This is a genomic window from Humibacter sp. RRB41 (genome assembly GCF_022761015.1).
Taxonomy (GTDB): Bacteria; Actinomycetota; Actinomycetes; order Actinomycetales; family Microbacteriaceae; genus Humibacter.
The window spans coordinates 229,263-243,289 of record NZ_JAKWJQ010000003.1; the positions used below are offsets into that span (position 1 = coordinate 229,263).

A 14,027-nucleotide genomic window follows, 5' to 3' on the forward strand; every position below is an offset into this window, starting at 1 on the left:
GATGCCGGTCTCCGTCAGCGTCTGCATGGCCACCTACAACGGAGCGCGATTCGTCGAGGAGCAGCTCGAGTCGATCCTCGAACAGTTGCCCGCCGATGGCGAGGTCGTCGTGGTGGACGACGCATCGACCGATGACACCGTCGCCGTCGTCTCGGCCATCGGAGATCCGCGCATCCACGTCACCGTGCACGAGGCCAACAGTGGATACGTCGCGACCTTCGAGGACGCGCTTCGGCTGGCCAGGGGAGCGGCTCTGGTGCTCAGCGACCAGGACGACGTGTGGGCACCGGGGCGACTCGACGCACTCGTCGGGGCGCTGCAGAACGCCGACGTGGTCGCGTCGAATCTCGCCCTCTACCCCGACGGAGCACCGTTGCCGACGCCGTTCGGAGGCTCGGACTGGCACTTGAGCGCGTCGACGTCGACGCACCGGCTCCGCAATTCGCTCGGTGTGCTGGCCGGGGCGATGCCGTACTTCGGCTGCGCGATGGCGATGACGCCGTCGGCGAGGAGTCGCATCCTTCCGTTCCCGGCGTTCCTCACCGAATCGCACGACCTGTGGATCGCGCTGAGTGGCAATGCAGGCCGCTCGATGGCCCACCTCGAGCAGGTCACGGTGCTGCGGCGGCTGCACGACGCGAACACATCGCCGTCTCGACCGCGTGGCCCCGTCGAGGTGTTGAAGGCGCGCTGGATGCTGGTTCGCGCCATCCTGGTCGCGTATCGCCGCGCAAGGCGCGAACGTTCGACCCGCTGAGCCGGTTCAGCGCAAGGCGTGCCCGAGCAGGGTGCGCACGCCGGCACCGTCCCGCTGAGCGATCGCCCCGACGAGGTTGGTGAGCGCGTTCATCCGCGACGTCACGTGCACACGTGCCGCGCGGGCCGCTTTCTTCCATCCCAGCTGGTCGGCCCTCTCGGCGAATTCCGCGAACAGTGCGGCCTCCTCTTCGAACCGGGCACCGTTGGCCGCGGTCCACGACGACACGCTCGCGGAATGCCTGCGGTATCGGAAGGTGGTCTGGGAGAAGAGCACGAGGGACCCGCCGTCCATCAGTATCTCGAGCTGCAAGGCGAGATCGAGGGCCACCTCGAACTCGGGCCGGAACCCCCGATCGACCAGCTCCGTTCGGCGCCAGCAGATCGAGGGGAAGTACGCCCAGTCGCCGCGCAGGAGCCCGACCGTCAGCGCCTCTCCCCGGAGTTCGGCGATGTCGGCGACCTTGGGGCGAAGCAGTGCCTTGAGTCGGTCGGCCAGCGGCATCACCGATCTGCCCTCGGCGTCGATGACGTCGACGCCCGGATGGTAGTAGGAGCCGTCGGGGAACGCGCGGATGGCTTTCTCGAGAGACTCGACGTAATCGGGGAGCATCAGGTCGTCACATCCCATGATCACGACGTGATCGGCGCTGGAGAGGTCGACCGAGCGCTGGAAGTTGCCGGTGACGCCGAGGTTCTCGGCGTTGCGAAGGTACGTGACGCGCGGGTCGTCGAGTGAGCGCACCCATTCGCCCGGCGCTCGGTCGGGGTAGCAGTCGTCCAGCACCGTGAGGTGCCAATCCGATGACGTCTGGCCCAGCACGCTGCGCACGGCCTGCCGGAAGAGCGTCGGATCGCCATAGAACGGCATCATGATGTCGATCGTCACGATGCCGCCTTGAAGACTCGTCGATTCATCACGACGAGCTGATAGGCCAGCACCACGATCTCGGACAGCGCCAGCGCGGAGGTGACACCGAGGAGTCCGAAGACCAGAGCGGCCGGAATCAGGCCTGCCACGCCGACGACGGCTCCCGCAACGGTGCTCCATGCCAGAGCGGAGGTCAGTCGGTAGGTGGTGAGCACCGCGAAGCCCGTGACCTGCGAGATGAGCATCGCGCCCAACGCGAGGCCCAGCGTGATCGCGACGGGATACGAAATGGCGAGCTGGCCGCCGGAGAGCACCAGGCCGGCCCAAGGCGCGAGCAGCATGTAGAGCACGGCGCCTGCGATACCGAGATAGATCGTGAGCATTGTCACGCGTCGTGCGTGATGCAGCTGCTCCGCGGGGTCCTTGCGCGGCACATACCCTTGCGACACCTGCACGTACGGCCGGGTGGCGTAGAGCGCGAGTCGCATGATGCGTTCGGCCAGGGCGTACACGGCCGTGAAGCTCGGCAAGAAGATCTGCACGACGATGATCGGCAGGTTCACGTACAGCGTGGAGACGGCCGACATCGAGACGGCCGGCAGGTGGGTTCGCAGCCTGGCGATCGCGTTCACGAGCGAGAGATCGACCCTCCACCCGGAGTATCTGCGCAGGATGCTCGCGCTCGAGACCACGGTGGCCGCGATGCCGCCGATCAACTGGAATCCGACGAACCACAACGCGTCGCCCGTCCAGAACAGCACCAGTGCGCCGATCACCGATCCGATCTGCCTGGGAATGGTCTCGAGGAACAGAAAGCGCAGCGGACTCGACTCGCCGACGAAGAACCAGCCGCCGGAGAGTCCTGGCAGGAGCGCGGCGATCAACGTCACGACGGCGATCAGCGGCTGCTGTGGCAACAGCACGATGGTGATCACGACGCAGACGGCACCGACGCCGAGGAGCAGCCACGTGCGGCTCACCAGCGATTCCACGTAGGACAGGCCGCGCTCGCCGGCATCCATGCTCGCGACCTCGGTGGGACCGGTGACCCCCCAGCCGGCACCGACGAGCACGACACCGAAACCGGCAACGCCCTGCGCGACGGCGATGGTCGCCCAGGTGTGCGCGCCCGCGACGATGATGACCACGGGAATGACGGCGATGCTGATGATGCCGCCGGTGATCACCGACAGGCCGTACCCGCTGAACGTGCGTGCGATGCTTCGTGCGCTCACCATCGGCGCGACGCCGGATTCACGATGAGTACCTCTGCTTTCGGGATGAGACGCGCCGCGCGCGGCGCCGCCGCACAGGCTCGGCGCCTCATGAGGCCATCGCAACATAGTAGGACGTCCGTGGCGCGCGTCCGGCCGCGGAGGTACCGGCTGGCCCCGGCTCCCACCCGAGACCGAGCCCCGGACTAATACAATCGCCGGGTGTCTGTTCTCGTGACAGGCGGAGCAGGCTACATCGGGAGCCATGTCGTCCGCCTCCTGCTCGCCCGCGGTGACGACGTCATCGTGATCGACAGATTGTCGACCGGGAGGCGACACCGCATTGACGGCGCCGTGCTGGTGGAAACGGACCTCGCCTCTCCCGAGGCTGCCGACGAGGTGCGCGAGATCGTCCGCGAGCACGGCGTCGATGGCGTGCTGCACTTCGCGGCGCTGAAGAGCGCGCCCGAGTCGGTGCTGCAGCCCGAGCGTTACTACCGGGAGAACCTCGGCGCGCTCGCCAACGTGCTCAGCGGCATCCGCGACACGGCCGTGCGCTCGTTCGTCTTCTCGTCGTCGGCGGCCGTCTACGGCGAAGTCTCCGACGAGCCGGTGGGGGAGAACATCCCGACGGCGCCGATCAACCCGTACGGCCAGACGAAGCTGGCGGGCGAGTGGCTGACGCGGGCGGCGACGGCGGCCGCGGGCATCCCGTCGGTGAGCCTGCGATACTTCAACGTCGCCGGTGCAGGATGGCCCGACCTCGCGGACGATCAGGTGGCCAACCTGTTCACCGTGACTATCGACAGGATTCTTCGCGATGAGCCCCCGATCATCTACGGCGACGACCACGAGACCGCCGACGGCACCGGCGTACGCGATTATGTGCACGTGCTCGACCTGGCAGAGGCGCACGTCGCCGCGCTCGAGGCACTTGCGAACCGTCCGCAGCACGACGTGTACAACATCGGCACGGGCAGGGGAGTGAGCGTGCGAGAGGTGATCGACGCTCTGGCATCCGTCTCCGGCCGACCCCTGGCACCGGTCGTGGCGGATCGCAGGCCGGGGGATCCCTCGAGCGTGGTGGCGGACGTCTCGCGCTCGGCACGCGAACTCGGCTGGCGCTCGCGATACTCCTTGTCCGACATGGTGGAGTCGGCGTGGAACGCTCGCGGCGACGTGGCGGGGCGCGGCCGACAGGAGACCGAACACTCGTGACCTGGATCGAAGCACTGCCGGCATTCGTCGTCGCGTTGGCGATCCTCTACGTTCCGGGGGTTCTCGTTGGCGCCGTGGCGGGCGTGCGAGGAATCAAGCTGTACGCATCCGCTCCCGCCATCACTGTCGCGCTCCTCGCGGTCCTCGCGATCGTGCTGCCGTGGGTGCACGTCGACTGGTCGCCGGTCTGGGTGTTCATCTCGGTGCTCATCGTGATCCTCGTCGTGGCGGTCGTGCGTGCCCTTGTCTCGAGAAGGTTCTGGCGCGTGCGGGGCCGACCCGACTCGACGGAGGGCGTGGATCGCAGGCTGATCTGGATGCTGGTGGCCGCAATCGGCATCCCGGCGATCGCCATCGTGGTGCAGACCACCATCGCGTTCGTATCGCCCGATTCGATCTCGCAGACCTTCGACGCGATCTTCCACCTCAACGCCCTGCGCTTCATCGAGGACACCGGCAACGCCTCGTCGTTCCACATCGATCAGCTGGTGGTCCCACCGGGAACGCGCACGTTCTACCCGGCGGCATGGCACTCGCTCACGTCGCTCGTGATCGAGACGACCGGGGTGTCGATCCCCGTCGGCGCCAACATCACGAACGTGGCGATCGCGGCGTTCGCGTGGCCGGCCGGACTCATGCTTCTCGCGCGCACGCTGCTGCCCGGGAGCCGCGTCGCCATCGTCGCAGCCGGCGTGCTGGCAGCTGCCGTCCCCGGCTTCCCACTCCTGATGGTCAGCTTCGGCGTGCTCTACCCGTACTTCCTGGCGCTCGCCTTCCTGCCGATCGCACTCGCACTCGGCGCGAAGGTTCTGCTGCACGCGTTCCACGGCGAGTGGAAGTCGGCCGCCACCGACCTCTGGCTGGTGCTCGTCATCCTGATCGCGATCGGGCTGGCCCAGCCGGCCGTCGTGTTCGCCTGGGCCGCGTTGCTGGTGCCGCTCGTCGTCGTGCTCGTCGTGGGCCTCGTGCGCACGCTGCGCAGGCCCGTGTCGAAGGTGCTGGTCTGGGCGATCCTCGCGGTCGCCGTTTTGGTTTTCGTCATCGTGTGGATCTACGAGGGGCGGCTGGGTTCCACGACGCCGTGGGTGAATTACACGAGCCCGCAGGCAGCGCTGTGGGAAGCGGTCACGTACTCGAAATCGGGCACGCCTTTGGCGCTCGCCGTCGGCATCCTGACCCTGCTCGGCCTCATTCGCCTGGTGATGAGGCCAGGCGCGCGGTGGTACCTGGGCTCCTGGGCGATCGGCCTCTTCTTGTTCGGGGTGGCAGCTTCGCTTCCGTCGTGGAAGCTCCGCTGGATGATCACCGGTCTCTTCTACCGTGATCCGCCGCGGCTCTATGCGCTGTTCACGGTGGTCAGCATCCCCGTAGCGATCATCGGCGCCGTCTGGCTGTGGCAACTCGCCACGTCCTCCATGAGCTCGCAGAGGCAGCCTGGAACGGATGCAGGTGCAACGGCCGAGAACGCCGGTCGCGGCTCGAGCGCCACGCTGTCGGCGACACTTGGCGTGATCGCGATCGTCGTGCTTGTCGCCGCGACACAGGGCTCGCCTGCTGTGTGGCATCAGGTGAACGCAACGCGTGCGACCTACACGGCCGGTGCGAAGGCGCCGGTGCTTTCGGACGACGAACGCACGCTGATCGAACGGCTACCGCGAGAGGTGCCGAGCACGGTGCTCATCGCCGGCGATCCGTGGACGGGAACCGCCTACGCGTACGCGTTGGTCAACAGGCCGGTGCTCAACCCGCACTTCAGTGCGCGCATCTCCCCTTATGCCGGCGTCATCAATGCCGGCCTGAATCAGGCGAAGTCGAACCCTGCCGTGTGCCAAGCGGTTCGCACTCTGCACGTGGAGTACGTACTGGATTTCGGCACCTTCGCCAAGGATGCGGGCAAGACCGGCTTCGGGTTCAATTTCACCGCCGGCTACACGGGACTCGGCGGCCTGGTGCGAGCCGGAGTGGCCACCGAAGTGGACCACGAGGGTTCGGCTCGGCTGCTGAAGATCACGGCCTGTTCCTGATCTCTTTCGCCGGACTGTACGGAGCCTTCAGGCGCACTTAGTCGGCGAGCCTGAAGGCGAGTTCGGTCTCCCACTCGTCCATGGGCTGGCCGGGCTCATCGTGGTAGATCTCCAGACGGCATTCCCAGCGCTCCCCTTGCGGCGTCGGCCAGGCGTCCCATTTCAGGTTGCTTTCGTTGCCCCACTGCAACAGCCGCGCGGTGGCCGTCTCCAGCGTCTGCGGATGTCCGACATGCAGCACGGTCGCATATCGGCCAGCGGGCAACATCCCGGCATGGACCCGAGCATCCCCATCAGCCGGTTCTGCGACCGCCACTCCGACCTCCACTTGGAGGCCGTGTTCCATGTCGATGACGTCGTACTTCCAAAACGGTGCACCCACCGGCGCGATCCCGTTCACCCGCAACCACTCGAACACCTCTGACGACAGAGGCGGCAGAACGGCGCCGATATCGTTCATCGTGACGTTCGCGGTAATCGCGACATAGGGCGTGGCGGCGCGCTCAACGACGTGAGGTTCTTCAGCAACGAGTTCTTCAGCCATCAGTCCAGCATGCGCCCATCCGGCGCTCCGTATACCGGGTGTGCGGGTTGAATGTCGCATTCGGCGGTCGCGAAACCGCCTGATCAGGCGCTGCCGGAGGACGCCGAATCGTCAGTCGGCGCCTTCACGTTGAGCTGATTCTGTTCGGCATCTTCCGCCCGCGCCTCGGCGAGCGTCACGGCACGGGTGAGCAGCGCGATCTTGCGATCGAGCACGACATTGCGTCGGAAGGTCGTCGAGACGAAGACGAGGAACGCGATCACGAGCACGTAGAGCAGAAGGTCTGTTCCGCGACCGACACCGATCAGGTGAGCGAGCCACGTCAGCCAGTCCGGCAGCAGCACCGCGACGATGGCGACCGCGACGAGGAACACCATGAACAGCCGCCGCAGCGCAAGGTGCCGGTCGCCGCTCGCCGGACGAGCGAGCAGCACGCCGATGACGATGATGCCCAGCACCAGGATGATCTTGATCCACATGGCTGAACTCCTAACGGATGAGCAGGTCGACGAGGATGTTGATCGAGTTCCAGAGCGACTGGCCCTTGGCTCGCGAGTAGTCGGTGTACAGCACCTCGACCGGGTATTCACCCCATGGCAGCCTGGTGCGCGACAGTTGAAGCACGATCTCCGTCGCGTGTGCCATCCGGTCCTGGGTGAGGTTCACCTTCTTGGCGGCATCCGAGCGGATGACACGCAGACCGTTGTGCGCGTCGCTGAGCCGCAATCCCGTGGTCTTGTTGGTGACCCACACCGCGGTCTTGAGAACGATCCGTTTCGCCCAGCCGGACTTCGTGCGGTTGTCGAGGAATCGGGAGCCGAAGACCACGGCGAGATCCTTCTCCCGGGCCATCTCGAGCATTCCGATCACGTCTTCGATGCGGTGCTGGCCGTCGGCGTCGAACGTGACGACATAGGCGATGCCGGGAAGGCCGAGGCCGTACGAGATGCCGGTCTGAATTGCGGCACCCTGCCCCAGATTGACCGGATGGCGCAGCACGCGGGCGTCGGCCTTCTCGGCGATCGCTCCTGAGCCGTCGCTGCTGCCGTCATCCACGCACACCACGTGCGCGAAGTGCTGACGCAGGTCGGCGATCACGCCGCCGATGACGGGCGCTTCGTTGTACAGCGGAACGACGATGCAGACGTCATCGATGGTCGACCCGTCCTGACGGGAAGGGGCGGCCGTGCTCATGGCATCCATTCTGGCAGAGGGCCGGGCTGCTGTCGGCGAGGCCTCGGGCGAGGCCGCTTCAAGAGCGCGGGGGCGTCGCCGGCGCTCAGTTGAGGTTGGCACCTGCGGCCGCGCCCGTCCGCCCCTTGACGAAGGCGTCGTATGCATCGCAGATCTCGTCAACGTCTCCATCGGCGACCAGCAGACCCTTGTCGATCCACAGCACGCGGGTGCACATCGCGCGCACGGAACCGAGGGAGTGCGAGACGAAGAACACGGTGCCGGCGTGGTCGCGAATCTGCTCGATGCGCTCGGTGCTCTTCTTGCGGAACGACGCGTCGCCGGTGGCGAGGGCCTCGTCGATCATCAGGATGTCGGGAGTCTGCATCGTCGAGATCGCGAACCGCAGCCGCGAGCCCATGCCCGAAGAGTACGAACTCATCGGCAGGTAGAGAAAGTCGCCGAGCTCGGCGAACTCCGCCACCTCCGGTGTGTGCTCTCGCACCTCTCGGAGGCTCAGCCCGAGGGCGAGGCCGCCGATCGTGATGTTCCGCTCGCCGGTGAGCCTGGGCAGCAGAGCGGCGTTCACACCGAGGAGAGCAGGCTCACCCGAGACGAAGACGCGGCCCTTGGTGGGAGGGAGCAGCCCTGCGATCGCCCGTAGCAGCGTGGATTTGCCCGAGCCGTTGGTGCCGACGATGCCGATGGACTCGCCGTGCTGCGCAACGAACGACACTCCTCGCACTGCGCGCACTTCGGTGATGGGTCCGGTATCGGGTCGGCCCACGCTGATGGCGCGGTTGATCAGTGACGTCTTCGTCTGGGTTGTGCCGCCTTTGCGTGCGCCGAAGACGCGGTAGGTGATGTGCACGTCGTCGACGATGACTGAGGGCGACCCCAGGGGTCGCTTCACCACCCGCTTCGGCAGGTTTTCGGCGTCGATCTCGTAGTCGATGTCGTCAGTCACGGCCGTACGACTCCTCAGCACCCCAGAAGAACAGGAACCCGATGACGAAGACGCCCACCGCGTACACGATGGCGAGCAGCCAGAGGCCGGGCGCCATCGGAATGAGCGGCTCGTTACCGAAACACGATCGAATCAGCTCCAAGAAGACTTGAACGGGCTGATACAAGAGCAACGGTCTGAACCAGCTGTCGTGTCCGGTCAGTCCGGCGATCGAAAAGGTCGCGCCCGAAGCGAAACGTCCGAGTGAGAGGAAGAACGGCACCACGTTCGCGATGTCGGGCGTTCTCGCACCTAGCCGGGCGAAGAACAACGCGACTCCAGCAGAGAACAGCGAGAGCAAGGCAGCGGCCACAGGAAGCAGCAGCCACGACCAGTGCGGGAACACGGGGCCACCCATGTCCGGCAGGAATCCGGTCAAGACGACAAGCACCACCATCGCCACCATGATCGGGCCGAACAGCACCGTCTCGGTCAAGACGGCGGACAGCGGCACGACCGCCCGAGGGAACTGGTGGGACCGGATGAGCTGCAGGTCGGCAGGAATCGAACCGATCCCAGCCATGACGATGCCCTGGAAGAAGGAGTACGAGAACGATCCGACGACGATGAACGCTGCACGGTTTTCGATGCCGGGCGCGCTGCCGTGAAAGACGAAGCCGAAGATGATGATCATCGTGGCGGCGTCGAGGATCGGCCTGAGCACGGTCCAGGCCTGGCCGAGGTACGACCCCTGGTTGCGCACGTAGGCGCGCGACGACGAGAGGTTCCAGATGAACGAACGGCGGTCCCACACGCCACGGATATAGCGGCCGAGTGGCGGACGGATGCCCATCTCGCGCAGACCCGACTGCTGGGCAAGCGTCCCTGCCGCTTCGGAGGTCAGGCGTGGCGCGACGGCCACCCCCGGCTTCGGATCGGTCAAGCTCGGCTCCTCTTTCACTAGTTTCTGTCGCGCAACGCGCTTGTTCGGCCTGGCGGGTCTTCAGCCTCGCGTCGGTACGATCATTCTTCGTGACGTTCGAGAAGGGTGCGCAACCCGCGGTAACGGTGGTCATGCCAGCGTTCAACAGCGCGCGGACCCTGCGTGACTCGGTTCAAAGCGTACTTGATCAGACCTTGGACTCCCTTGAGTTGATCATCATCGACGACGCGTCCGCGGACGACACGACGGCGGTCGCCGAGGAGCTTGCAGGCCGGGATGCGCGAGTCAAGCTTGTCTCGCGGCCCACTCAGGGCGGGCCGGCGGCAGCCCGCAACACCGGCATCGCGGCGGCACGTGGTCGCTACCTTGCATTCTGCGACGCGGACGATCTGTGGTTGCCGACCAAGCTCGAACGCCAACTTGAGCTGGCAGGAGCCACGGGAGCGACGCTCGTTTACAGCGCATATCACCGTGTCGACGCCGACTTCGCCGGTTCGGTCAACACCTTCCGTTCTCAGGGACGGGTGGTCCGAGTGCCGTCGCGGCTGACATACGCACAACTGCTTCACAGCAACGTGATCGGGTGCCTGACCGCGGTGGTGGACCTCGAGCGAGCGGGGGCGGTCTCGATGCCCGACCTCGCGGGAGCCGAAGACTGGGCGCTGTGGCTGCACATCCTGCGAGATGGTGGGCACGCCGCTGGTGTCGACGAACCCCTCGCGCTGTACCGCGTCGCCGGGCCGGGATCACACTCCGCCAGTCGGTGGCGAGCCATCCGTGCGGTCTGGCGAGTGCTGCGCACGGAGGAGGGCCTCTCGGCGCCGCGCGCTGCACTCTTCCTCGTTACCGATGCCGTCGCGGGCCTGCGCAAGAGCCGGATCTGACTCGCCCACGGCCTGCTGAGACTTGACGGCTAGGCTTCATCTGCCTGTGCCCGTCACCAATATCCGCTGAGGGATGACACACCTTTCATGATCTTGATCTGTACCAACGAGCTTGCTGGTCCGACTGGCTACCACAAATCGGTCTCCCAACTCGCCAACGGACTGCACGAAGCTGGCTACCCCGTCGCGGTCCTGAGTTTTCTCGGGCCGGCTGACGGCTCTGATCGCATGCTGCCCCGATGGCCGCTGGACATGGCCGTGCCAGCTTTCGCATTGCAGACGCTGGCCGCACACGGTGGTCGGCTGCTTCATCGGAACTACTATCCGGCTCTTTCGGGCTCACTCGGTTCGCTGCGCTACTCGTTCACTGCGAACCAGCTCGCCGCGCTACGGCAGCTGAACACCACTCTCTCTTCAGATGACACGGTGATCTTCACTTCGCCGGTGCAATCCCTCGCCTTCAAACACGCCATCGGCAGCGACGTTCGACGACCTCGCACTGTTTTGCAGATTCATGGTGACTACCTGCATCACGTCGAGTTGTGGCAGTTGCTGACCGAATCCCGCGGGGTGATCGACCGCCTTCAGACTGTTGCCGACGGTCTGCGCGCACAGTTCATTCCCACGTTCGATGAAGCTGATGTCGTGTTCATCCCGAATTTCCCGGGGGAGAACGGAGAGACCATCGAGCAAGTTGGTCACGACGGCGTCAACATTGCTCTGCCTGCATCGTTCCAACACCGAAAGAATCAGCTGGATGCCGTCCGTGCGCTTGCTCTGATCGACGATAAGTCCGTCCAGCTCACGTTGTGGGGCAACATCAATCGATTGAACCCGTATTACGTGGCCGTGCAACAGCTCATCAATTCCCTCGGCCTCGAGGAGCGGGTGCACCTGCCAGGGTTCGGCACAGAAAGTGATGTCTACTCCACCGCCGACATCGTGCTGATGACCTCATTATCGGAAGGATTCCCTTACCCGCTTATCGAGGCGATGTACCAGGGCCGGCCCACTGTCGCTTACGACTTCGAGTTTGGACCCCGTGAGGCGATCGAGGACGGCCAGTCCGGATACATCGTGCCGCTGGGCGACGTCGACGGATTGGCCGTGCGCCTAGCTGAGCTTGCCGCGAGTGAGCCGCTGCGCATCGCGTTCGGACGCCATGCACGAGAGCTCTTCGACAATCGGTTTGCCGACAAGGCTGTCGCCGAGCAATATCGTCAGTTGCTTGACTCGGGTGGTATTTGGATCGACCTCGTCGACGTCTTCGCAGCGGTTGGCACGGAGCCCGTGAGTGTGTCGGCCCTCTCCCACCGGTTCCGCCGGGTGGGCGGACGGAATCTTCATCAGGTAATCGTGAATTCCTCTGTCGAGTTAGAGGACCTTCAGATTGACAACGGTGAACGCGTAATGACACCCAAGGTTCAGAGACTCCCCCGGGCGACCCACATCGAATTCCATGCCGTGGGCGATGAAGTCATTTCGTACACGACCGCTCCCGGATCGGAGGATCGTCACTACCTCGCCAATACCAAGGGACCCGAACTCGAGGTACTTCCTTATTTACGCCGCGACGCTGGTTACAGCGGCGGGACCCCTTCCGTCGGAAACACGATCTTCGCTGCTTCAGGTGGTGCCAAGCAACTCACCCTGGGTGAACTTACTCGAGGTATCGCGACTCTCGCGAAAAGCGCTCCGCGCGATGTCATGTGGAAGGTCCGACAGTTGTCGGCATCCGCCAAGTCGAAGGCGCGGCCGGCTGACCTCGGCCCGGAAGAGCCAACAACGCGTGATCTGCCCGAGAATGCCACATCCGTCAGCTCCGTCATCCAGAGCATCGCGCCAGCTGTGAAACAACCAACACGGCAGAGTGGTATCGCTCGTGCGGTCGGATTACCCACCGCGACGCTAGGCTCTCTGGGTGGCGTCGCGATCGCGCTCGGTAAGGAAGCTGCGACGTCCGGGTTCATGCGTATGGTGGCAAAAACGCCTGCCCCGACCCGACGAGAGGTCGCTCGGCATCCGTGGTTTCCGATCACCTCGGGCGTTGACAACTTTGGTATTCCCGTGAATACGGCCGGTGGCGTCGTTGTGGATAATGCTGGTTCGGTACGCCAGCCCGCGGTGAGTATCAAGGGCGAGTACGACTGGCTGGTGCTGCGCGACGCAGTCTCCGAGCGCCGCATCGCGCCTCCGTTCGGTTACGGCGAAATGTTCGAGCGGATTTGTGCCGCTGAACGCGACTATGGGCTGTTCGACATCACGACAGCGGACGGGGTTCACGTATGGGAACTCGGTCGGGCGGCCATGATCATCCAGATTGCCGAAGCACTCGGGATGTGGGGATCGGCACCCGCGATCGGAACACCAGTACGCGATGTGTATGACGGGCCCAAGCGACTTTCGACGGCACCCGCTGCGAGGCGAGTGGTGTTTGACTACAGCAGGAGGGGCGGAACCGATTACCGAACTGCGGCCTTCCGGGATGGCTCGATGTTCGTCGTTCAGCCAGAGCCTGACGGGTACCCAGAGGTCGATGACGTCAACACGACGTATCCGTTGCATGAGTTCAACCACTGGCGCCAGAGCACCCGTCGACGGTGGGTGCAATTGCGTGAGGCGGAGGTCGATGCCCGACCATTCGAGGAAGCCCTTACTAACGCGCTCGGCATCCGCGTAGACCTCGGCAGCCACCTGCGTAGCCGGCTGCTCACATTCCTGGACCAACGGGACTTCTGGACACCCGTATTTGATCGTGTAAAGCCAGAGGAAGTCCTGATCTCTTCGAGCCATTGGTGGGCCGGGGTGAGCGTGGCTGCACAACGTGCCGGTGCGCTCGTCTCCGACATCCAGTACGCGGATACGGGCAGGTACCATCCCACATTCTGGTTTGGCGACACGCCTCGTTACGGGGCTACGCGCCTGTACGCGTGGTCGGAGTTTTGGGCAGCTCGCACAAATGCCTATCAAGAGCACGTCATCGTGCCGCGGCAACAGCCTGAGCTTATTGCGGCAGCAAGCCGCGATGCAGGAGAGCCGCTCTGGGACGTATGTGTTATCTCCCAACCGAGGGTACTTCGCCGCATTCTGGCATTTGTTCAGGAGTTGGTTCGCGAACGCCCTGATCTCAAGGTGGTGGTTGCCCCACACCCTGCTCAGCGGCCCATCATCCCTGCCGAACTCGCCGCCGCGGGTCTGTCCGAGAAAGTGACCATTTCCGCGGATGACACTTTGACTACCGTCCAGCGCTCTGCAATCTGTGTTGGTGGGTACTCGACGTCACTTTGGGAAGCGGCCGCCCTCAACCGCCCTGTCTACGTTATCCCGGTACCGGGCCACGAACTCACCCTTCCCGACATAGAGTCCGGTCTTTTCCGGCTCGCGGGGTCGCCTCATGACCTCGTCCCGTATGAGGTCCCGGAATCGCGCCGCAACATATTCGGTACGGCCTGAC

12 protein-coding genes are annotated in these 14,027 nt (G+C 64.9%); 5 read left to right on the top strand and 7 right to left on the bottom strand.

Annotation, left to right across the window (positions count from 1 at the left end; all coding sequences use genetic code 11):
• The first annotated feature begins 1 nt into the window (after window position 1).
• Complete coding sequence (locus MJ603_RS09720) at window positions 2-757, top strand: glycosyltransferase (RefSeq protein WP_279239128.1); 756 nt, start codon at window positions 2-4, stop codon at window positions 755-757.
• A 6-nt stretch (window positions 758-763) separates the two neighbouring features.
• Here MJ603_RS09720 and MJ603_RS09725 read toward each other — a convergent pair whose 3' ends face one another.
• Complete coding sequence (locus MJ603_RS09725) at window positions 764-1,645, bottom strand: glycosyltransferase family 2 protein (protein ID WP_243063514.1); 882 nt, start codon at window positions 1,643-1,645, stop codon at window positions 764-766.
• Window positions 1,642-2,865 carry a hypothetical protein gene (locus tag MJ603_RS09730; RefSeq protein WP_243063515.1) on the bottom strand — a complete coding sequence of 408 codons (1,224 nt, stop codon included), beginning with the start codon at window positions 2,863-2,865 and terminating at the stop codon, window positions 1,642-1,644. Before MJ603_RS09730 ends, MJ603_RS09725 begins: the two co-directional genes overlap by 4 nt.
• Before the next feature lie 198 nt (window positions 2,866-3,063).
• Between MJ603_RS09730 and galE the strand changes: the two genes are divergently transcribed.
• Together galE and MJ603_RS09740 are read left to right on the top strand one after the other, a co-directional pair.
• Window positions 3,064-4,059: a UDP-glucose 4-epimerase GalE gene (galE, locus tag MJ603_RS09735; RefSeq protein ID WP_243063516.1), complete on the top strand. Its 996-nt coding sequence runs from the start codon at window positions 3,064-3,066 to the stop codon at window positions 4,057-4,059.
• On the top strand, window positions 4,056-6,083 hold the full coding sequence (locus MJ603_RS09740) for a DUF6541 family protein (protein ID WP_243063517.1): 2,028 nt from the start codon (window positions 4,056-4,058) through the stop codon (window positions 6,081-6,083). Before galE ends, MJ603_RS09740 begins: the two co-directional genes overlap by 4 nt.
• A gap of 37 nt (window positions 6,084-6,120) precedes the next feature.
• Here MJ603_RS09740 and MJ603_RS09745 read toward each other — a convergent pair whose 3' ends face one another.
• The 5 genes from MJ603_RS09745 to MJ603_RS09765 all read right to left on the bottom strand — a co-directional run bounded on the left by MJ603_RS09745 (window position 6,121) and on the right by MJ603_RS09765 (window position 9,689).
• Window positions 6,121-6,627, bottom strand: a complete 507-nt coding sequence (locus MJ603_RS09745) for a GyrI-like domain-containing protein (protein WP_243063518.1) — start codon at window positions 6,625-6,627, stop codon at window positions 6,121-6,123.
• Between the two features lie 83 nt (window positions 6,628-6,710).
• Window positions 6,711-7,106 carry a DUF2304 domain-containing protein gene (locus MJ603_RS09750; protein ID WP_243063519.1) on the bottom strand — a complete coding sequence of 132 codons (396 nt, stop codon included), beginning with the start codon at window positions 7,104-7,106 and terminating at the stop codon, window positions 6,711-6,713.
• Between the two features lie 10 nt (window positions 7,107-7,116).
• Complete coding sequence (locus MJ603_RS09755; protein WP_243063520.1) at window positions 7,117-7,821, bottom strand: glycosyltransferase family 2 protein; 705 nt, start codon at window positions 7,819-7,821, stop codon at window positions 7,117-7,119.
• Between the two features lie 85 nt (window positions 7,822-7,906).
• On the bottom strand, window positions 7,907-8,767 hold the full coding sequence (locus MJ603_RS09760; protein WP_243063521.1) for an ABC transporter ATP-binding protein: 861 nt from the start codon (window positions 8,765-8,767) through the stop codon (window positions 7,907-7,909).
• Entirely contained in the window at window positions 8,760-9,689 is a 930-nt protein-coding gene (locus MJ603_RS09765; RefSeq protein WP_243063522.1) for an ABC transporter permease, read from the bottom strand. The genes MJ603_RS09760 and MJ603_RS09765 overlap by 8 nt, the downstream gene beginning before the upstream one ends.
• Before the next feature lie 89 nt (window positions 9,690-9,778).
• Here MJ603_RS09765 and MJ603_RS09770 point away from each other — a divergent pair, with 89 nt between their 5' ends.
• Together MJ603_RS09770 and MJ603_RS09775 are read left to right on the top strand one after the other, a co-directional pair.
• Window positions 9,779-10,573 carry a glycosyltransferase family 2 protein gene (locus tag MJ603_RS09770; RefSeq protein ID WP_243063523.1) on the top strand — a complete coding sequence of 265 codons (795 nt, stop codon included), beginning with the start codon at window positions 9,779-9,781 and terminating at the stop codon, window positions 10,571-10,573.
• Between the two features lie 87 nt (window positions 10,574-10,660).
• The gene (locus MJ603_RS09775) at window positions 10,661-14,026 is read left to right on the top strand and encodes a glycosyltransferase (protein ID WP_243063524.1); all 3,366 of its coding nucleotides are present in this window, start codon (window positions 10,661-10,663) and stop codon (window positions 14,024-14,026) included.
• The last annotated feature ends 1 nt before the right edge of the window (window position 14,027 follow it).